Below are 20,163 nucleotides of genomic sequence, written 5' to 3' on the forward strand. Positions count from 1 at the left end.
TGTTGCTCGCGGTGGAACCGGATCGGCGCGCGCCGCGTCCAAGCAGATATGAACGAGATCGAGTACGCCTTCGGAACCGGCGACGGCGCCGTCGACGTCTGGTCGACGCAGGCGAATCTGGAACTGGCCGGATCGCCGGACGCCGTGCAGCTGGACTTCGACGGCGACGGGCTGATCGACGACGCCATGTGGGACACCCAGGGCGATGGCGTCGCCGACGTCGCCGCCCTCGACCTGAACGACGACGGCGTACTCGATGCCTTCTTCACCGACCCGTCCGGCACGGGCGTCTGGGACCACCAGATCACCGGAACCAGCGCCGACGCGGCCAGTGAGCCCCTGGACTGGATCGTCCGAGGCGATGCCCCGCCGGCCCCCGCCGGTCACGACTCCCCCGCCGGGTACGCGGCCACACACCCCGGCCCCGCGGAGGATCCGCGCGCGGGGCAGGCCGCGCCCGAGTCGGTTTCCGGGCAGCACGCCCCGCCCCATCCGGCGCCGTCGATGGGTCCTTCCGGCGGGCACGGCGACCAGCCGCCTCTCGCGAGTCGGCCCGGCCCGATGCCCGCGCCGCCGCAGCCGATTCCGCCGGTGGATCCGTTCGGGCGGCCGGATATGCAGCCGGGCAATCCAGCGGGCCTGGTGGTGCAGTTCGACCTGGAGATGCAGGTGCATGCGTTGCCCGGGCAGCAAGAACTGTCTGTGGATCCGGCGGTGGCCGGGTCCACAGCCGACGAGCGGGGCTGAGCGTCCTCCTCGTCCAGCCGGTCCGGGCAGGATCGACGAACTCCGCCGACGTTCGAGGGGTCGATGTGCGGGGTTGGCCGATCCGCCTGGACACCCGGGGCTTATCGGCTACTCGACGTGAACAGCGCGTTGACGCTACCGGCTCAGCGCGTGCTCCTCGCCGCCCGTGCACGCCGGGAGTTCAGGGCGATGGCGGCTACGCCCGCGCAATAGATGGCCGCACCGGCCGCCACCACCGGCAGTGACCGGCCGTCGGTGGGGACGACCAGCGCGGTGAGCGCGATGGCCAGCACGAACGCCACATTGAACACGGTGTCCTGGAGGGCGAACACCTGGCCGCGCCGGGTGTCGTCGACATCGATCTGCATGGCCGCGTCACCGGTGAGTTTGATGGTCTGGCCGGCCAAACCGAACAGGAAGGCCCCGGCAAGCAGCAGTTGGTGGGCCCGATGCGCGGCGTCACCCGTGTCGGCCACCGCGATCGGCGTCACCAGCAGCAGCTGCACTGCCGTCGCGGTCACCAAGCCCGCCAGCACGGTGCGCGGCCTGCCCAACCGTGGGATCAGCACCGGCGCGACCACCGCGGCCACCAGCATGCCGCTCGCCGTCGCGGCGATCGCGACACCGAAGCCGATCAGGCCGCTGTCCACGCCCGAGCCGTCCGAGGGCGCCTGCCGCAGCACCAGCACCATGATCAGCGTGTTCATCCCGAACACGATGCGGTGCGTGCCGATACCGATCATCGCGGTGGTGACCTGCACCGAATCCCAGACCGCGCGGGCGCCGGTGCGCAGTCCGGTCGCGACCGCGCGCACCGTGCCGGTTCGTGCGGCCGACCCGGCTTCCGGGCCGAGCGCGCGAGCCGCGAATCCGGCCGCCAGCAGCGCACCCGCCACCGAACCGGTCGCGCTCGCGCCCACCGCGACCGCCGATCCGGTATCCCCCGCGCCGATCAGCCCGATCACCGCGACCGACGCCGCGGCCCCCACCCCGGCACAGCCGGAGGCCACCGTGGCGAGCACCGAATTCGTCGGCACCAGCCAGCGCTGCGCCAGCACCCGTGGCAGCGCGGCCGAGACCCCCGCCATCACGAACCTGCTGATCCCCACCACCGCGAGCGCGAGCAACAGCAGCGGCGTCTCGCCGATCCCGCCGAGCAGGCCGAGGCTCACGACACCGATCAGCACTGCCCGCAGCACATTCGCCACCAGCAGCACCGTGCGCCGATCCCATCGGTCCAGCAGCGCGCCCGCGTACGGTCCGATGAAGGAATACGGGAGCAACAGCACCGCGAACCCGGCCGCGATGGCCAGTGGATCGGTCTCGCGTTCGGGATTGAACAGGATGGCACCCGAGAGCGCCGCCTGGAACATGCCGTCACCGAACTGTCCGGTGAACCGGACCAGCGCAAGCCGCGCCACACCGGGGCTCTCCCGCAGGGCGGTGCGAAAAGCCCTGGCCTTGCCGAGCGCGTTCATCGGCGGTGCGGGGGCGGCAGGCTCGCCGGACTCGTCCGCCCCATGGCGGTTGTCGGGGCGAGCACTGGACACGGCCGTGAGGCTACCCGGAGCAGGTTCTGTCCATATTTCCCAGCATGCCCGGCCGTGGTCGCCGCGGTGCGGGAGTGGTCAGCGAATTCCGGTGCTGACCAGTGCGATGACTGTTTGCCGCATATCCGGCGCCATCGGCAACTCGGCCAGCCCCTCGGCATCGATCCAGGCGTAGGCGTCGTGTTCGCCGGGTGCCAGTTCGACCTCACCTGGTTCGGCCTCTACCACGAAGGCGAATTTACGGACTCGTGCCTTCGTTCTGGTGGCGTAGTCGAAGCTGCCCAGAAAATCGGTGATCGCGCGTAACCGCAGACCGGTTTCCTCGTGCAGTTCCCTGGCCACGCTCTCGGCGAAGCTTTCCCCCGTTTCGACACCGCCGCCGGGCAGTTCGTACATGCCGCCGTGATAATCGTCCGGTACCCGCCGCACGACCAGCAGTTTCCGGTCGCGGAATACTGCGACGCCGACCACGAAGTCGGTGATCCCGTCGCGGTGCGCCTCGGTGCGGAGCTGCCGCTCGACGCGGGCGAGTGTTTCCGGTCGCATCCGGCCCATCCCTCCGGTTCCCTTGGGGCACATTCTGTTACGCCACCGCACCGATTCGGCAGATCGGCCGGTACTGCTCACCTACCGTTCATCCGCTGGTCGCTCGCGTAAAATGCCGAGTGCAGACAATTTACAAGGAATGGGGAGTATCGCGCGCCCGCGGTCGCGCCTGCGGTACTTCGACCGGAAAGGCGATGGTGCCAGGGCCCGAGAGGAGGACCGCGATGTCCACACTCACGACTCCGCATATTGATGTCCATCGCGGCGGCGACCGCATGAAAACGCGTATCTCGTGGCTCGATTCGAAACACTCGTTCTCGTTCGGCCAGCACTACGACCCCGATAACACCCATCACGGGCTGTTGCTCGTGAATAACGAGGATATAGTTCTGCCAGGTCAGGGCTTCGATACCCATCCGCATCGGGATATGGAGATCGTCACCTGGGTGCTCAGCGGCAGCCTTGTCCATCAGGATTCCCTCGGCCACAGCGGAATCATCTATCCGGGCCTGGCCCAGCGGATGAGCGCGGGCACCGGAATTATGCATTCGGAGAAGAACGATTCCTGGCGGCTGGACGGGAATCGACCCGAACACGACGAGCCGGTCCATTTCGTGCAGATGTGGGTGCTGCCGGATGAGCCCGGCGTCGAGCCCGGCTACCAGCAGCTCGAGATCGACGATCAGCTGGCCGGCGGCGGCCTGGTCACCGTCGCCTCCGGGCTCCCCCGCTATCGCGACCGCACCGCCATCGCCATCAACAGCAGCCATTCGGCGTTGCACGTGGCCCGGCTCGCGGCCACCGAGCCGGGCGGTCCCGATTCGGTCATCGAGTTGCCCGACGCGCTGTATCTGCACGTGTTCATCGCGCGCGGCGAGGTCGATATGGAGGGCGTCGGCCCGCTCTACGAGGGCGACGCGGTGCGGATGACGCGCTCGGGTGGGCAGCGCATCACCGCGCGGATGCCCTCGGAAGTCCTGGTCTGGGAGATGCACGCGCGCCTCGGCGGTCCATAGGCGGCACGCCGGAACGGACGCCGACGCACCGGTCCACACGCGGTCCGCCATTACCATCGAAGGCCGGCGGGCGCGATCCATCGATGCCCAAGCCGGCGGCCCGACCGAGAGGACACCATGTCGCAGTATCCGCCTCCTCCTCCCGGCGACTATCCATCCCCGCCGCCCGGCCGGTACCCGGGTCAGCCCGAATACTGGCAGGAATCGCCCCAGCGCAAGGGTCTCGCGATCACCGCGCTGGTGCTCGGCATCCTGGCCGCACTGAGCTTCTGGACGGTCGTCGGCGGCGTCCTGTTCGGCCTGTTCGCGGTGATCTTCGGCGTGATCGCGGTGATCAAGGCGACGCGGGGCCGTGCCGGTGGTGCCGTCATGGCGTGGATCGGGCTGATCCTCGGTGCGCTCGCGATCGTCGGTGCCGTCATCGCCGGCATCGTCTACTGGGGGTTCGCCGAGGAGACCGGCTTCACCGACTTCTACGACTGCGTGAGCAACGCCGGCGGCGATCAGGCCAAGATCGACCAGTGCGAACGGGAATGGAACCAGCGCATCGAAGACAAGGTCGGCATCACCCCGACTCCCGCGCCCTGACCGCGACCGCTCTGGTCGCGGCCACCACATGGCCGAACTCGGGCCGGTAATCGCCTTGCGGCGGGTTGATCCAGATCCGGTAGCCGTTGCGTTCGTCGGCCGGTGAGGGCAGCACGATCTGGCTACCGGGCAGCGCCACCGACGCGCATTCGCGGAACAGATCCGCGAACAGATCGGTATCGAGGTAGGAGTCGTCCACCGGTTCGGTGAGGAAGGTCCAGCGCGAGGAGCGTGGATGCGCGATGATCGGGCCGTTGCGCATCCCCCGGCTGTCGAGCCGGTCGTGCACCTGCCGGCCGAGCACCGCAGGCATCGCCACCGCGCCGACCGCCCCGATCTCGAGCACGATGCGGCCCAATGTCCGATCGACGTCGGCGAACAGGCCGTGCTCGGTGCGGTAGCGGTGACAGCGGGCCATCGCTTCGGAGTCTGCGCGGGTGTGGTGAGGCGGATCGGACGCGGGATAACTGCCCGGCTCGGAATCGGTGCGGGACGTACTCATGACGAACCTCGCCCTCGGCGCTGGTGGATCTCGTACAGGTGGGATCGACCGCTGACCTCGACAGTAGACCCGGCCACCAGCGCTGACAATAGTCACACGCCGATGACTTCGGCGGGCGTAGCATCGGCTGCCATGGCACCCGTTTCACCGACAGTTGCCCGCTGGGAATTGGTGCTGCGGCTGCGTGAGCTGCGCGAACAGCGCGGCTACGACTCGGCCGGGTTCGCCAAGCTGGTCGGCTTCACACCGGCCAACTGGTCGCATGTGGAAAAGGGCAGGCGGGTGCTGACCACCAACACCATCGGCCCCGTGCTCGATCAGCTCGAGGTGGAACCGGAAGAACGCGCCGAACTGCTCGAGCTGCTGCGGGCCAGTAAACAGCGCGGCTGGTGGGCGAAATCGTCGGCGCTGATCGGCTCGGAACTGCAGCGGCTCTACGGAATGGAGTACGGCGCACAGAGCATCCGCAGCTACGACAGCTCCGTGGTGCCTGGCCTACTGCAGACCGAGGCCTACGCCAGGGCGTTGATCAGCGCCGATGTCATGATCCGGCCGGTGCAGGTGGAGCAGCTGGTGGCGATCCGGATGCAGCGCCAGCGGCGGTTGCGCGGGCAAGATCCGGTGGAGTTGACCGCGGTGGTCGGCGAGGGCACGCTGCGTCAGCAGACCGGCGGGCCGGATGTGCTGGCCGCGCAATTGCGTCACCTGGTGGACCTGATGACCGAACTCGGCAATGTCGAGGTGCGCGTCATCCCGTTCACCGCGTCGGCCGGTGCGGTGCTCGGCGGGTCGAGTTTCCACCTGATCGACTTCACCAGCGAGCGGCTACCCACCTTCGGCTGGGCCGAGAGCGCGGTCTTCGGCGGTGCCGTCGACGACCCGGAGCAGGTGCGCGATCTGAGCTTCGCCTTCGTGCGCGCACTGGAACAATCATTGTCGCGAGATGACTCATTATCCCTGCTCAGACGGTACGTGGTCGGGTAAAATGCGGCCCATGGCCACCACCGCGAAGTATCGGCCGCATGCCCGCGGCTGGTTCACATCGAGCAGATCCAACAATGGCAATCAATGTGTCGAGGTTCGGTTCGATGGTGATGCGGTGCTCATCCGTGACAGCAAATACCGCCGCAACCCGGCCAACCGCCCCGACGAAGAGCCCATCATCACCGTCACCGCATGCGAATGGACCGCATTCATCGCCACCGTCACCGGGCGCGGGCCCGCCACCAGCGTCTTGACCGTGCACACCGCCGAGGACGGCTACACCAGTCTCGGCCACCGCGCCACCACCCTCACCTACACCCCTGAGGAGTGGCAGGCCTTCCTCGACGGCGCCATCGCCGGCGAGTTCGACCGCATCATCCTGCCGGCCTGAACGTCACTCGAGTAATCGCGCCCGCCGATCGGCTTCCGCGGCAGGAGGTTTCGAGTCGGCGAGGATAGGCGTGCCGGTCCGTGCGGTGTCGTCGGTTCCGATCCGATGACCACCGCCCCGGTGGCAGGATCGACGACCATGACCGACGCTGGATCGCCGGGCGCCGACGAGGCCACGTTCATCGCGGTGATTCGCTCGGGCGATGCGGCGCGGTTCGCGCTCATCACCGAGCGCCATCGGCGTGAGCTGCAAGTGCATTGCTACCGGATGCTCGCGAATTACGAAGACGCCATGGACATGACGCAGGAGACGTTCCTGCGTGCGTGGAACAAGCGCGAGTCGTTCAGGGGCGAGGCAGGGTTGCGGACCTGGCTGTACCGGATCGCGACGAACGTCTGCCTCGACTTTCTGGATAAGCGCAACAACCGCACCCCGCTACCGTCCGAGCTGTCGGAGGCCGACCTGCTGTATCTCCAGCCGTACCCGGACCGGATGCTTCCCGAGGACCCGCAGGACTCGGTGGTGGCGCGCGAGACGATCGAGCTGGCGTTCATCGTCGCCGTGCAGTACCTGCCGCCGCGGCAGCGGGCGGTGTTCATCCTGCGGGACGTCCTCGGCTGGCCCGCGCCGACGGCGGCCGACGCGCTCGAGTTGACCGTCGCATCGGTGACCAGCGCACTGCAGCGGGCGCGGGTGACGGTGCGCGAGCAGCTGCCCGGCCGCCGCCTCGACTGGCGCGGTCCCGCCACCCACGCGCTGTCGAATGCCGAGCGAGCCGTGGTGAACTCCTACATCGCGGCTCACGAGCACAACGACCTCGACGGGCTGACCGCCCTGTTACGCGACCACCTGCGGTTCGCGATGCTGCCCGAAATGGGCACCGTCGTCACGACGGCCGAGGACGCGGTCGACGGCTGGGTCTCCGGCGGGCTGTTCCAGCGCGGCCGCGACGACTGGCGCGGTTTCGTCACGACGGTCAACCGCATGCCTGCCGCCGCGCTGTATCTGCGTCAGCCGGGCGACAAGGAGTACCGGCCATTCGCCCTCGCGGTCCTGCACATCGTCGACGGGAAGATCGCCGAGCTCACCGGATTCGACGTCACCGGCAAGTCATGGCTGGATCTACCCCCGACGCTGTGATCGGGAACGCCCTTCACTCACGAGCCCAGCGCCCGTCCCGTGCTCACCGCCTCGTCTCGTATCGGGTCAGCAGGATGCCGCCGGGAAAGGTCCGGGTCTCCACGAGGTTCACCCGCACCCAGCTGTCCAGTGCGGTGAAGAACGGTGTACCGTCACCCACCAGGACCGGGTGGGTGACCAGCAGATATTCGTCGATCAGCCCGGCCCGCATGGCCGCGCCGGCGAGCCTCGCGCCGCCGATGTCGATCGGGCCGCCGTCCTCGGCTTTCAGCCGGGTGATCTCGGCCACCGGGTCGCCGGTGACGACGCGGGTATTCCAGTCGGCCGTGCCGATCGTCGACGAGAACACCACCTTCGGCATGTCCCGCCAGCGGCGGGAGAACTCGATCTCCGCCGGCGTGGCGCCCGCCTGCTGGTCGGCGGTCGGCCAGTGTGAACTCATCGCCTCCCACAGCTTGCGCCCGTACAGCGCCAGACCGGTCTCCGCCACCCGGTCGGACCACCACTCGAACAGCTCGTGACCAGGCGACGAGTCCGGGCCTTCACCCCCGCTCCAGCCGAGGTCGTCGCCGCGGGCGGCGATGTAGCCGTCCAGGGTCACATTCATGGCAAAAGTCAGTTTCCGCATGCGTCGGCCTCCTGTGAGTCGATGGCACAAGTACTGACGGTCGGGGCGGCAAAACCTGATCGGTGACCTTTCGCCGCACCCCACCGACATCACGGCCACCGGCATACTGGTGGTCGTGACCTCCGAACTGACCAGTCCCTCCGGTATCGACCTTTCCTACCTCGACCCGGCCGTTCGGGTGCAGGACGACCTGTTCGCGCATGTCAACGGCGCCTGGCTGCAGTCCTATGAGATTCCCGCCGACCGGGCCGTCGACGGCGCCTTCCGCACGCTCTACGACCAGGCCGAACTCGACGTCAAGGCCATCATCCAGCAGGCAGGCGGTGCGCCGGGCACCGAAGGCCGCAAGGTCGCCGACCTGTATGCCAGCTTCATGGACACCGAGCGGGTGGCCGCCGCCGGGCTCACGCCGATCGCCGATGAGCTGTCGGCCATCGCCGAGGTGAGCGACCGCGCCGCGTTCGCTGCCCTGCTCGGCCGCCTGCAACGCACCGGCGTCGGCGGTGCGCTCGCGGTCTACGTCGACACCGACGACAAGAATTCCCAGCGTTACCTGGTGAACCTCACCCAGTCCGGCATCGGCCTGCCCGATGAGTCCTACTACCGCCAGGACGAATTCGAGGCGATCCGCACCGCCTACATCGCCCATATCGACCGGATGTTCGCGCTGGCCGCCGCCGACGACGCGGTGGCAGGGCTGCTGCCCGCGGAGCCGGTGGGCGACCGGGTGTTCGAACTCGAACGCAAGCTGGCCGCCGGGCACTGGGATGTGGTGCGCCGCCGCGAAGCCGAGTTGAGCTACAACCTGCGCACTTTCGCCGAACTGGTCGCCGATCATCCCGAATTCGATTGGCAGGCCTGGGGTTCGGCGCTGTCGGAGAACGTGTCCAAGGAGGCGGGCGAGCTGTTCGCCGAACTCGTCGTGCGCCAGCCCGAGTATCTCGGTGTCTTCGCCCGCACCTGGGCGCAGGAGTCGCTGTCGGATTGGCAGGCGTGGACGATGTGGCGGGTACTCCGGGCTCGCGCACCCTATCTGACCGAGGAACTGGTCGACGAGAACTTCGACTTCTACGGCCGCACGCTCACCGGCGCCCAGGAGAACCGCGAACGCTGGAAGCGCGCGGTGTCGCTGGTGCAGGACCTGCTCGGCGAGGCCGTCGGCAAACTGTATGTGGAGCGGCACTTTCCGCCGGCGGCCAAGGAACGCATGGTCGAGCTGGTGGAGAACCTGCGAGAGGCCTACCGCCGCAATATCTCCGAGCTGGAATGGATGGGGCCCGATACCAGGAAGGCTGCACTGGCCAAGCTGGAGAAGTTCACTCCGAAGATCGGTTACCCCGACCGCTGGCGCGACTATTCGACGCTGGAGATCGCCGCCGACGATCTGGTCGGCAATTACCGTCGCGGCTACGCCTTCGAAGTGGACCGGGATCTGAACAAGCTGGGCGGCCCGGTGGACCGCGACGAATGGCATATGACGCCGCAGACCGTCAACGCCTATTACAACCCGGGCATGAACGAAATCGTTTTCCCCGCAGCGATTCTGCAGCCGCCGTTCTTCGATATGAACGCCGACGACGCCGCCAACTACGGCGGAATCGGGGCGGTGATCGGGCACGAGATCGGGCACGGTTTCGACGATCAGGGCGCCAAGTACGACGGCGACGGCAATATGGTCGACTGGTGGACCGATGCCGACCGCAGCGAATTCGCCAAGCGCACAAAGGCATTGATCGATCAATACGGCGTGCTGTCGCCCACGGACCTGCCCGATGAGCACACCGTCAACGGTGAATTCACCATCGGCGAGAACATCGGCGATCTCGGCGGGCTGTCGATCGCGCTGGAGGCGTACCGGATTTCACTGAACGGGGCCGAGCCGCCCGTCATCGACGGGCTGACGGGATTGCAGCGGGTCTTCTACGGCTGGGCGCAGGTGTGGCGCAGCAAGATCCGGCCGGAAGAGGCCATCCGCAGGCTGGCCACCGACCCGCATTCGCCGCCGGAATTCCGCTGCAATGCCGTGGTGCGCAATATCGATGCCTTCCACGAGGCCTTCGACATCCAGCCCGGCGACGCCCTGTACCTGGAGCCGGAAGAGCGCGTCAAGATCTGGTAGGCCGCGAACGACAACGGCGGCGCGCCCGGAAGGGACGCGCCGCCGTTGCGGTATCAGTGGATCAGTTCCAGTCGCCCAGCCCGTCACGCTGGTTGAGGGTGCCGCCCGCGGTGTTCTGCACGACCACCGCGTCGCCCTTCTTGACGTTCTCGAAGAACCACTTGGCGTCCTCGGTGCTGACATTGAGGCAGCCGTGGCTGACATTCGACACACCCTGCTGGCCCACCGACCACGGCGCGGCATGCACGAAGATGCCGCTGTTGGAGATGCGGGTGGCGTACTCGACGTCGAGCTTGTAGCCCTCCGGATCGTCGATCGGCACACCGTAGGTGGAGGAATCCATCACCATCTCGCGGCGCTTCTCGCCCACGATGTAGGTGCCGTTGGGGGTCTCGTGGTCGGGCTTGCCCATCGAGGTCGGCATGGTCTTGACCACCTCACCGTTGCGGGTGACGGTGATGGTCTTGGTGTTGTCGTCGGCGGTGGCGATCAGCGCCTCGCCGACCCGGAAGGCGCTGCGGCTGCCGCCCGCCTCCACCACGACGTCGGTTTCGGCCGGCCAGAACTCGTTGGGCCGCCAGCGCACCTGCTTGTCGCTGAACCAGTAGAAGTGACCCTCCGCCGGGTTCGACGAGGTGATCTTGATGGCGCGTTCGGCGGCGGCACGGTCGCCCACCGGCTCCTTGAAGTTGATGATGATCGGCTGCGCGACGCCGACCACCTCGCCCTCGCCGGGGTTGAGGCTCGGCGGTGCGAAGTTGGCCTGCGGCGGCACCGGTTCGGTGGCCATTTCCGCCGAACCCGACGGTAGCTGGGGCGCGGCCTGGGCAGGAGCGACGAGCAAAGCGCCCGCGGTGGCGACCGCCGCGGTCAACAGGACGCCCTGGCGGAGCCGGTGCGCGCCGCGACGGCGCGTGGTCATCGACTCGGTGGTCTTGGCGGCATACATATGTTCTTCGTCCATTCCATCTCTCGGCCGCACCCGCTCGCCGTGGATTGCACGGCGCGTTCGCGCGCGACCTGCGGAGCGGCCCGGTGACTGCTCACCGGACCTGCGGAGCACCCCACGGCTTCGGCATCGAACATGCGCGGCCCCCGCGGCGTGCGTATCGTTCTCGGCGCACCGACGGGTCGTGGAGCCCGGAGCGGCCCCGACCGGGTATCCGCGGATCCGCTGCCATGGCGGCGGCGACCCTGGCGGCTACACCTACCGCTCCGCCGACCATTCCTACCGTTGATGAGCCGACGTTTCCAGCCGGGTGCGGCGGTGATAGGCAACCGCCACCGGTTGTTCGTTTGCGCATGGCCCGCGACGGCGGCCGGTGGTGCGGCGAAACGCGCCGCTCACACCGGTGAGTCGCAGGCGGTGCGGTGATCGACCCGGCCGGCCGGTATCGGACGGACTCAAACCTGTTGGTGAGCTAAATCACTCGCGCACCGTGAATCGGATCCGCCTGCTCGGTCCGGTGGCGATCCCGCGCGGCAGCGCGCGGGGCAAGCGGCCGTGATCCAGCGGCGGCGCGAGCCGCAGCCGGGTGCGACCGACGATCGTCGCGAGGGCGATGCGTAGTTCGGCATCGGCGAGCGCGGCCCCCACGCAGCGGCGATGACCGCCGCCGAAGGGCGCGAACTCGAACGGGGTGTAGCGGCGGTCCAGGAACCGTTCGGGGCGGAACCGATCCGGCTCGGACCACGCCGCCGGATCCGAATGCAGCAGCGGAACCGCGACGCCCATGATGGCGTCGGGGGCAAGCGGTACACCACGCAGGGTGAACGGTGTGCTCAGCCTGCGCAGCACGATCGGCACGGCCGGATGCAAGCGCAGGGTTTCCTGGCAGACGGCATCGAGGTAGGGCAGCCGGAGCAGTTCCTCCGGTGCCGCATCCGGGCCCGCGTCCCGCAGTTCCTCGCGCAACCGGTGCAGTACGGCGGGTTCGCGATGCACTCGAAGCAGTGCCCAGACCAGCGTGTTGGCGGTGGTCTCATGACCTGCGACGAGCAGGGTCCGCAGCTGATCGCACAGGTCGCGATCGGAGATCGTGCTGCCGTCGTCGTAGCGGGTGCCGAGCAGGGTCGATGCGATGTCCTCGCCCGGTGCGCCATCGCGCCGTTCGTCCGCTGCGCCGCTATGTCGTCGGCGTGCCGAACCGTCGCGGCGTACGCGCGCCGACCCGTCGCGCCGCTCGGCGATATCGGCGAGCAACAGGTGGTCCAGCCGCTCGCGCGCGGCGACGAACCGGTCCCACGGTGTCAGTCCGAACAGGCCGCGGCGCAGTACCGGCGCCAGCATCAGGGGGCCGGAGAAGCTGCCGAGGAACGCGCCGATCGCGGCGATGTAGGCGGGCCGGTGTTCGGCGCCGACGCCGAACACCGCCTCCAGGATCACCCGCAGCGTGATCGCGGTAGCCGCCGAACCCGCATCGATGACGCTGCCGGGACGCCACCGATCCACCTCGGCCCGCACCGATTCCGCGATGAGTTCGCCGTAGCCGCGCACCCGCGACCCGTGCAGGGCCGGCGCCAGCAGCGCGCGGTCGCGGCGATGCCGTTCGCCGCCGGTCAGGATGAGCGAGGCCGTGCCGACGAGCGGTTCGATCGGATTCGGCCGCGGCGGCACCAGGGCGTCGAGCGGCGCGCGGAACACCTCGCGCGCGCCCTCGGGGGTGCCGGTGAACACCGCTTCGCCCAGTCCCGGAAACGGCACGAGGAACGGATCGCCGTCGCGCGCGCGGCGCCTGCGGAAGTACCACTGGAAGTCCACACCCGCCGCGGCGGCATGCACGAGCGCCGCGCGCGGCCGGCGCAGCACCACCTGCCCGGCGCGGGTGCTCGGTTCCATACCGCTGGATACGGCAGGCGGTATGCGGCGGTTCAGTGCTCGTGGACGGGGTCGAGATCGTCGACGGGACGTTCTTTGCGGACGGTATTGCGCGCAAGTGCCGCCAACCGGGCCAGCCGGGCATCACCGAGTGCGGTGACCGCATTGCCGAGGCGGTTGGTGACGAACGCGACCGACATGCCGAGCAAGGGATCGGCATACGCGCCGGACCCGCCGACGCCGTAGTGCCCGAACGCTTTTCGCGGCTGCTGTTTGGTCATCAGCACCGGACGGTGATAGCCGAGGGTGAACCGCAGCGGGAACCCGAGCACATAGTCGCGGCTCTCGGTCGGCTGTACCTGATTGATCTTCTCGATGGTCTCGGGCTTCAAGAACCGGATCGTGCGCCCGCGATCGGCGCCGAGGCCGGCGACCTGTCCGTGATTGGCGAGTGCCCCGTACATCCTGGCCAGCGCCCGCGCCGAGAACACGCCGTTCCAGCCCGGCATCACCGCATCGTGCACGCGTGGATCGCGCACCAGCTCGTCGAAACTCTCCGGCATTCCGGCCTCGGCCAGCCCGCGGATCGGCCGCACCCACGACAGCACCGACGACGCGGTGTTCCACCGGATGCCGGGCGGAGCCAGATGCGGGAACGTCTTGGCGATCCGGTAGCGCTCGGATTCGGGCACCCGGAACCAGAATTCGTCGGTGCCGAGCGGGATCGCGATCTCGCGTCGCAGCACGTCGGTGAAGGGGTCGCCGGTCACCCGCTGGACCAGCTCGGCGACCAGCCAGCCGAAGGTGATGGCGTGGTAGCCGGAGGTGCGGATGCGCCGCGGGTCGGGCGGGCTGTCGGCCAGCGCCCGCACCACCGAGTCGTAGTCGAGGATGCCCTCGCGGCCCGGCACCAGCCCGCGCACCCGATGCAGGCCCGCGCGGTGGGAGAGCACATCGCGCACGGTGATGTCCTGTTTGCCGTGCGCGGCGAACTCCGGCCAGTACTCGGCGACGGGCGTGTCGTAATCGATGAGCCCGCGTTCGGCCACCCGATGCAGCACCGTGGAGGCGACGCCCTTGCCGGTGGAGAAGGTGAGCGCGACGTTCTCGCCGTTCCAGCGCTTGTCCTTGGCCGCCCAGCCGGCCCAGATGTCGACGACCGGTTCGCCGTCCAGATAGATCGCCAGCGCGCCGCCACCCCGGCTGGGCTGGCTGAACATCCCGAAGAAATGGTCGGCCAGCCGGATGAACCGCGGGTCGACCAGCATCTCGCGCGGGGCCGAGAGCCGGCGCGCGGGCTCGGCCGTGCTCACGACCGCTGCCAGCGGCCCACCGGTGTCGCCAGGCAGGCCTCGCCGGTACCGGCATTCCAGGCGAACGCCGCCACGCCCAAGCACACCACGGCGTCTTCGCCGGAGAGCACCTGGGCGCGTGAGCCGTCCAGCGCCAGCGATACCGCCACCGCGGTGGAACTCGGTGCGCCGCCCACCGGCAGCAGCGAGGTCAACGCCACGGCATCGGGTCCGAGCCCGACGGCGATCGGCACGCCACCGACGCCTTCGCTCGCGCCGAGTCCGCCCGCCGCGCCGATCCCGACCGCGGTGGCGCCCGACGATGCTATGGCGTAACCCATGCCGTCCACCCCGGCCGAGCGCGCCTTACCGGTCGGGCCCGAGCGCGCGCGGCAGCCGTGGTCGCCATCGAGGATCATCACGTCGGCTCCGTTGTCCGCGGCGCATTGCACAGTATTTGCCGAGGCCACCGCCGGTGCCGCGAAACAGGCCCCGGCTGTCGCGGTGGCGCAGGCGATCGCGCTGATCAGCTTCATGTCCGACTCCTCTCGCACCGGCCTCCCCACCATAGGCGAGATCGTTGCTGCGGGGGCGGTTCCCGGCGCATGCGCGACGCGCGGCGCGGCGCTCGACTCGACCGCACCGAAGCGGTGGTGTATTCATTTCGAGGTATTCCAAGCACTGTTGTGGACTTCGGATTCGTATGGGGGTGTGAGTTCGGCGTTGTAAGTTCGGGAGGACTTTTCGTGTCTGGTCGTTCGACCTTCGCCCATCGGGCGCTGGCGGCCTGTGCCGTCGCCGCGGCGCTCGTGCCGTTCGCGGCGGGGTGCAGCACCACCGTCACCGGTACCGCGCAGCCCGCGCTCGACAACGCGATATCCCCCACCAGCAGTGCCGAATCGACCTCGGGCTCCGAGCCGACCAGCACCCGTGCACCGCGCACCACCACGAGCACCGCGCCGACCGGCGGTAACACCTCCTTCGACGCCGAGATCGGCGACTGCGTGACCCTCGGCGGCACCACCACCGACGCCGAGATCGATCAGGCCTCCTGTGGCAGCCGCGCGGCCAACTACAAGGTCATCGGCAAGGTGGCCAAGCGGTCCGAATGCGTCAGCGACGCCGACAGCTACTACGCCGAAACCGTCAACGGAGTCGAGCAGGGCGCGCTGTGCCTGGATATCGACTGGGTGGTCGGCGGCTGTATGGATGTCGGCGGTGAGGATCCCAAGCGGGTGGACTGCACCGAACCGGCCGTCGACGGCGTGAAGGTGCTCTCGATCGAGCAGGACGCCGACTCCGCCGACGCGTGCGGCTCGGGCGGCAGCGGGTACGTGTATCCGGAGCGCCGTTTCGTCGTGTGCGTCGAGGAGCTGTAACTCCGCCGTATCTTGGGAGCGGTGAGCACCACGCAGCTGCCGCGCCTAGGCTCGGGAACCGGCCGCTGGATTCTGCTGGCCACCGTGCTCGGGTCGTCGGTGGCCTCGCTCGACGCGACCGTCGTCAATATCGCGCTGCCGGAGATCGGCGCCGCACTCGACACCGATGTCGCAGGCCTGCAGTGGACGCTCAACGGCTACACCCTGACGCTGGCCTCGTTCATCCTGCTCGGTGGATCGCTGGGCGACCGGCTCGGCAGGCGCACGGTATTCGTCTGGGGCGTGATCGGATTCGCGCTCGCCTCGGTGCTGTGCGGTGCGGCGGTCAACATCGAGATGCTGATCGTCGCGCGGATCCTGCAAGGCATGGCCGGTGCGCTGCTCACCCCCGGCAGTCTGGCGTTGATCTCGTCCTCGATCGACGCCCGTGATCAGGGCGCGGCGATCGGGCTGTGGTCCGGTTTCGGCGGGGTGGCGGGCGCCATCGGCCCGCTGCTCGGCGGCTGGCTGATCGAGCTGGCCGGTTGGCGGTCGATCTTCTTCCTCAACGTCCCGTTGACGCTGATCGTGGTGCTGGTGGCGATGCGGCACGTGCCGGAAAGCCGCGATCCGGACGCCGATACCCGCCTCGATGTTCCCGGTGCGTTCGTGGTCGCGGTGGCGCTCGCCGCGCTCACCCTCGGCTTGATCGACGCGATGCCGTGGCTGGTGCTCGCGGGTGTGCTGCTGCTCGGGGTGTTCGTGGTGATCGAATTGCGCAGTGACCATCCGCTGGTGCCGCCGTCGCTGTTCGCCTCCCGGGTGTTCACCGCCGCCAACCTGGTGACGCTCGCCGTCTACGCGGCGCTGGGCGGGGTGTTCTTCCTGCTGGTACTCGAACTGCAAGTGGTGGCGGGGTACTCGCCGTTGCAGGCGGGTATGGCGACGGTGCCGGTCACCGTGCTGATGCTGCTGCTGTCGGCCCCGGCCGGACGGTGGGCGCAGCGGCACGGGCCGCGGCTGCCGATGACGGCCGGGCCGGTGCTGGCCGCGTTCGGCCTCATGCTGCTGCTCGGCGTCGGCCCCGGCGCCGCCTACCCGGTGGATGTGCTGCCGGGGGTGCTGTTGTTCGGCCTCGGGCTCGCGGTCCTGGTCGCCCCGCTCACCGGCGCCGTGCTCGGCGCCGTCGACCCGAGTGAGGCGGGCATCGCCTCCGGGGTCAACAACGCCGTCGCCAGGACGGCCCAGCTGCTGGCGGTGGCCGCGCTGCCCGGTCTGGCCGGAATCTCCGGTGCGCTCGGCGATCCCGCGGCGTTCGACTCCGGCTTCGGGGTCGCCATGTGGATCTGCGTCGGATTGCTGCTCACCGGCGCGGTGCTCGCGGCGGTGCTGTTGCGCGCACCGCGCAGGCTCGCGCCCACACTGGACGATGTCGACTGCATGCCGCAGTGCGGCATCTCCGCGCCCGCGCTCGCTCCGGCACGCGCCGACAGCCGGCCGGAACGCCCCGGAAACGCCGAATGAGCGGGCGATATCCGCCCGCTCATTCGTATCGTTCGCGTTCCGGGGTGATCAGATGGGCCGGAAACCCGAGCCCGTCCCGCCGCGCGCGTTGACGTCGTCCATGATCGCGGTCAGGTTGGTGCCGACCTCGGGGCCGAAGCAGGCGATGGCCAGGTAGGCATTCACCATGCCGACCAGGGTGGACCCGACGACCACCGGTGCGCCGGAGTCGCCTTCGACCACGCACATCTGGGCCCAGGTCTCGTAGTTGGTCTGGAAGACATCGCCCCACGTGACGCCGCAGGTGTTGCCGGTGGTCCGGCCTTCCTTACAGACGATGGTCGGGAACTGCGGCGCGGCGCCGATCCCGGTGATGGTGACGTTGCCGATCCGGTTCACCGGGGTGATCCGGTTCGGATCGAACTGGATGACGGCGTAATCGAGTTCGTGGTTGGAGAAGACGAACTTGCCGATCGGTCCGTAGCCGCGGTTCACCTCGGCGTACACCTGCGCACCCGCGTCGCCGCAGTGTCCGGCGGTGAGTCCGACCAGTCGTCCCGCCGCATCGTGGCCGACCGTGGTGACCGTGCACTCGAACTGATTGTCGATGACGATTCCGGATCCGCCGCCGATGACCGGCGCGCCTGGTGCGGCGCCGGCGGCGCCAGCGCCGGTCCCGAGCAGCGCCGCTCCGATGGCGACGGCGAGGACGGCGTTGGCCGCCTTGGCGAGTTTGCTGAACATGTCCCTCCAGACGTCGGAAGCCCGCACGATATCAATCTGCGAGACCCATCGTGTCAGTATTTGTGCTCGGGCGCGTCATCGGCCGGGGCGAGCCCGCCACGACGCCGGTTTCCATACATCTAGCCGGTGCTGTCTCTTTCCTGCGAAATAGCCCCTTGCTATCACCGACTCTATTATTGTCGGCGAAGTTTACAAAGCGAGTCTTGTCATGGTCGGCTGTCCAGAATTGAATCCGCGCAATTTTCGATGAATGGTTTCCCTATTTATTGGGAACCGACTCGCCGACCGGTCCCGCCTCCGTGCTGGGGATCTGTAACTTGTTCTAGTTCTATTCCGCGAAAGATTGGGATCAATACCAACTCCGCGGCGATAACTCAGTGGTCACAGTGCATAGTGACAACGGTCTATGACCGCAATCACATGTCTATGGTGTGTTCTGCGCTACTCCGTAGTAAGGTGCGTCAAGCAAACAAGTCGTCGGGGCAGGTAAACCGACGTCGAGAGGGGTTAGTCAGTGCAGTCGACCAAGAGTCCACCAGCGGGTTCGAGATTGAGCGATGCGGTCGAGTGGACCAAGGACTACTGGCGCGACCATCCCAAAAAGTCGCTGGAAACCCTCGGCCGTCAGATGACGATGGGCGCACAGGCCGTCACCGAACTCGTCGTCTCGATCTTCCGGCGGCGGTTCCCGTTCGACGAGTTCATCCGCCAGTGCGCCTTCATGGCCAGCGTCGCCGCCGCGCCCACCCTGCTGGTCGCCATCCCCATCGGCGTCATCGTCTCGATTCAGGTCGGTGCGGTCGCCGGTCAGGTCGGCGCCACCTCGTTCATCGGTGCGGCCAACGGCCTCGGCATCATCCAGCAGGGCGCACCACTGGTCACCGTGCTGATGATCGCGGGCGCCGTCGGTTCGGCCATCTGCGCCGACCTCGGCTCCCGGACCATCCGCGAGGAAATCGACGCCATGAAGGTGATGGGCGTCGACCCGATGCGGCGGCTGGTCGCCCCCCGGCTCGGCGCGGCGATGATCGTCAGCGTGCTGCTGTGCGGATTCGTCGTCTTCGTCGGCTTCCTGACCGGCTACATCTTCAACATCTTCGCCCAGGGCGGCACCCCTGGCTCCTACATCGCCACCTTCTCCTCGTTCGCGGTGACCTTGGATCTGCTGGTAGCCCTGGTCAAGTCGCTGCTGTTCGGCCTGCTCGCGGCGATCATCGCCTGCGACACCGGGCTCAACACCCGCGGCGGCCCCGGTGGTGTGGCCAACTCGGTCAACACCGCCGTCGTGATGTCCGCGGTGATGTTGTTCGGCGTGAACGTCATCTTCACGCAGGTCTACAACACCCTCTTCCCCCCGACGGTGGTGTAGCCGGTGTCAGCGACCTATGTGCCGCCCCTGCTGCGGCCCTTCCAGAAGCTCCGCAGCGCGGCCACCGCGCCCAAGGACATGCTGGCCCGCCTCGGCCACCAGGTGTTCTTCTTCCTGCGCTCCATCGGCTCGATGCCGCTGGCGTTCAAGCAGTACCCGAAGGAAGTCTGGCGGCTGCTGTCCGACGTCACCTGGGGCAACGGCAATCTCGTCGTCGGTGGCGGCACCATCGGCGTCATCCTGATCCTGTCCGCCTTCGGCGGTATGACCGTCGGCATCCAGGGCCACACCTCACTGAACCTGCTCGGCCTCAGCCCGATCACCGGCGCCATCTCGGCCTTCGCGACCACCCGTGAGCTCGGCCCGCTGCTGGCGGCGCTGGCGTTCGCGGCGCAGGCCGGCTGCCGGTTCACCGCTCAACTGGGCGCCATGCGCATCTCCGAGGAGATCGACGCGCTCGAATCGGTCGCCATCCGCCCGCTGCCCTACCTGGTCAGCACCCGGATGATCGCCGCGATGATCACCATCGTCCCGCTGTACTGCCTCGGCCTTGCCATGGCCTACATCTCCTGTGCGGTCACCGTGCAGCTGATCGGCGGCACCGACAGCGGTACCTACATGCATTACTTCTACCAATTCCTGATACCGACCGACGTGCTGTATTCGCTGCTCAAAGCGATCGTGTTCGTCGCGATCACCACGTTCATCCAGTGCTACTACGGCTTTTTCGCCTCGGGTGGACCCGAGGGTGTCGGTGTGGCAGCGGGCCGCGCGATCAAGATGTGCATCATCGTCGTCGTCTTCGCCGACCTGTTCATGACCTTGGCAATCTGGGGTGTCAACCCCGGCATCCGGATCTCGGGGTAGG

Annotated in this window: 20 protein-coding genes; 11 read left to right on the forward strand and 9 right to left on the reverse strand. The window is 68.2% G+C overall.

Going from position 1 to position 20,163, the window contains the following annotated elements:
- The first annotated feature begins 48 nt into the window (after positions 1–48).
- Positions 49–747: a hypothetical protein gene (locus tag GV790_RS31640; RefSeq protein WP_163813362.1), complete on the forward strand. Its 699-nt coding sequence runs from the start codon at positions 49–51 to the stop codon at positions 745–747.
- 143 nt (positions 748–890) lie between these two features.
- Here the strand turns inward: GV790_RS31640 and GV790_RS11590 are convergent, their stop codons facing one another.
- Together GV790_RS11590 and GV790_RS11595 are read right to left on the reverse strand one after the other, a co-directional pair.
- Positions 891–2,225: an MFS transporter gene (locus tag GV790_RS11590; protein ID WP_163813447.1), complete on the reverse strand. Its 1,335-nt coding sequence runs from the start codon at positions 2,223–2,225 to the stop codon at positions 891–893.
- 150 nt (positions 2,226–2,375) lie between these two features.
- Positions 2,376–2,843: an NUDIX hydrolase gene (locus GV790_RS11595; RefSeq protein WP_163813363.1), complete on the reverse strand. Its 468-nt coding sequence runs from the start codon at positions 2,841–2,843 to the stop codon at positions 2,376–2,378.
- 224 nt (positions 2,844–3,067) lie between these two features.
- On the opposite strand from GV790_RS11595, the gene GV790_RS11600 reads away from it, so the two are divergent.
- Both GV790_RS11600 and GV790_RS11605 read left to right on the forward strand, forming a co-directional pair.
- Positions 3,068–3,859 carry a pirin family protein gene (locus GV790_RS11600; RefSeq protein ID WP_163813364.1) on the forward strand — a complete coding sequence of 264 codons (792 nt, stop codon included), beginning with the start codon at positions 3,068–3,070 and terminating at the stop codon, positions 3,857–3,859.
- A 117-nt stretch (positions 3,860–3,976) separates the two neighbouring features.
- Positions 3,977–4,447: a DUF4190 domain-containing protein gene (locus GV790_RS11605; RefSeq protein ID WP_163813365.1), complete on the forward strand. Its 471-nt coding sequence runs from the start codon at positions 3,977–3,979 to the stop codon at positions 4,445–4,447.
- On the opposite strand, the gene GV790_RS11610 is transcribed toward GV790_RS11605, so the two are convergent.
- The gene (locus GV790_RS11610; protein ID WP_163813366.1) at positions 4,425–4,949 is read right to left on the reverse strand and encodes a hypothetical protein; all 525 of its coding nucleotides are present in this window, start codon (positions 4,947–4,949) and stop codon (positions 4,425–4,427) included. The genes GV790_RS11605 and GV790_RS11610 overlap by 23 nt on opposite strands.
- Before the next feature lie 132 nt (positions 4,950–5,081).
- On the opposite strand from GV790_RS11610, the gene GV790_RS11615 reads away from it, so the two are divergent.
- The 3 genes from GV790_RS11615 to GV790_RS11625 all read left to right on the forward strand — a co-directional run bounded on the left by GV790_RS11615 (position 5,082) and on the right by GV790_RS11625 (position 7,464).
- Positions 5,082–5,933, forward strand: a complete 852-nt coding sequence (locus GV790_RS11615) for a helix-turn-helix domain-containing protein (RefSeq protein ID WP_163813367.1) — start codon at positions 5,082–5,084, stop codon at positions 5,931–5,933.
- A gap of 10 nt (positions 5,934–5,943) precedes the next feature.
- On the forward strand, positions 5,944–6,324 hold the full coding sequence (locus GV790_RS11620; RefSeq protein WP_163813368.1) for a DUF397 domain-containing protein: 381 nt from the start codon (positions 5,944–5,946) through the stop codon (positions 6,322–6,324).
- A gap of 138 nt (positions 6,325–6,462) precedes the next feature.
- Entirely contained in the window at positions 6,463–7,464 is a 1,002-nt protein-coding gene (locus tag GV790_RS11625) for an RNA polymerase subunit sigma-70 (RefSeq protein WP_163813369.1), read from the forward strand.
- Positions 7,465–7,507: 43 nt separating this feature from the next.
- On the opposite strand, the gene GV790_RS11630 is transcribed toward GV790_RS11625, so the two are convergent.
- Complete coding sequence (locus GV790_RS11630) at positions 7,508–8,092, reverse strand: dihydrofolate reductase family protein (RefSeq protein ID WP_163813370.1); 585 nt, start codon at positions 8,090–8,092, stop codon at positions 7,508–7,510.
- 106 nt (positions 8,093–8,198) lie between these two features.
- Here GV790_RS11630 and GV790_RS11635 point away from each other — a divergent pair, with 106 nt between their 5' ends.
- Positions 8,199–10,211, forward strand: a complete 2,013-nt coding sequence (locus GV790_RS11635; RefSeq protein ID WP_375139383.1) for a M13 family metallopeptidase — start codon at positions 8,199–8,201, stop codon at positions 10,209–10,211.
- A 61-nt stretch (positions 10,212–10,272) separates the two neighbouring features.
- Here the strand turns inward: GV790_RS11635 and GV790_RS11640 are convergent, their stop codons facing one another.
- The 4 genes from GV790_RS11640 to GV790_RS11655 form a co-directional block, all read right to left on the reverse strand.
- Complete coding sequence (locus GV790_RS11640) at positions 10,273–11,160, reverse strand: L,D-transpeptidase (protein WP_375139384.1); 888 nt, start codon at positions 11,158–11,160, stop codon at positions 10,273–10,275.
- A gap of 477 nt (positions 11,161–11,637) precedes the next feature.
- On the reverse strand, positions 11,638–13,050 hold the full coding sequence (locus GV790_RS11645; protein WP_163813371.1) for a cytochrome P450: 1,413 nt from the start codon (positions 13,048–13,050) through the stop codon (positions 11,638–11,640).
- A gap of 32 nt (positions 13,051–13,082) precedes the next feature.
- Positions 13,083–14,297 (reverse strand): serine hydrolase domain-containing protein, encoded by a 1,215-nt coding sequence (locus GV790_RS11650; protein ID WP_163813450.1) that lies wholly within the window; start codon positions 14,295–14,297, stop codon positions 13,083–13,085.
- Positions 14,298–14,338: 41 nt separating this feature from the next.
- Positions 14,339–14,857, reverse strand: a complete 519-nt coding sequence (locus tag GV790_RS11655; RefSeq protein ID WP_163813372.1) for a DUF6764 family protein — start codon at positions 14,855–14,857, stop codon at positions 14,339–14,341.
- A 210-nt stretch (positions 14,858–15,067) separates the two neighbouring features.
- Between GV790_RS11655 and lppU the strand changes: the two genes are divergently transcribed.
- Both lppU and GV790_RS11665 read left to right on the forward strand, forming a co-directional pair.
- Positions 15,068–15,700: an LppU family putative lipoprotein gene (gene lppU / locus GV790_RS11660; protein ID WP_163813373.1), complete on the forward strand. Its 633-nt coding sequence runs from the start codon at positions 15,068–15,070 to the stop codon at positions 15,698–15,700.
- A gap of 21 nt (positions 15,701–15,721) precedes the next feature.
- Positions 15,722–17,203: an MFS transporter gene (locus GV790_RS11665; protein WP_163813374.1), complete on the forward strand. Its 1,482-nt coding sequence runs from the start codon at positions 15,722–15,724 to the stop codon at positions 17,201–17,203.
- A 48-nt stretch (positions 17,204–17,251) separates the two neighbouring features.
- On the opposite strand, the gene GV790_RS11670 is transcribed toward GV790_RS11665, so the two are convergent.
- Entirely contained in the window at positions 17,252–17,926 is a 675-nt protein-coding gene (locus GV790_RS11670) for a S1 family peptidase (RefSeq protein ID WP_163813375.1), read from the reverse strand.
- A 550-nt stretch (positions 17,927–18,476) separates the two neighbouring features.
- On the opposite strand from GV790_RS11670, the gene GV790_RS11675 reads away from it, so the two are divergent.
- On the forward strand, positions 18,477–19,295 hold the full coding sequence (locus GV790_RS11675; RefSeq protein ID WP_178127797.1) for an MlaE family ABC transporter permease: 819 nt from the start codon (positions 18,477–18,479) through the stop codon (positions 19,293–19,295).
- Positions 19,296–19,298: 3 nt separating this feature from the next.
- Positions 19,299–20,162 carry an MlaE family ABC transporter permease gene (locus GV790_RS11680; RefSeq protein ID WP_249357801.1) on the forward strand — a complete coding sequence of 288 codons (864 nt, stop codon included), beginning with the start codon at positions 19,299–19,301 and terminating at the stop codon, positions 20,160–20,162.
- Position 20,163: the final 1 nt, after the last annotated feature.

Origin of the sequence: Nocardia cyriacigeorgica (assembly GCF_010858045.1) — a bacterium.
GTDB classification, from domain to species: Bacteria; Actinomycetota; Actinomycetes; order Mycobacteriales; family Mycobacteriaceae; genus Nocardia; species Nocardia cyriacigeorgica_E.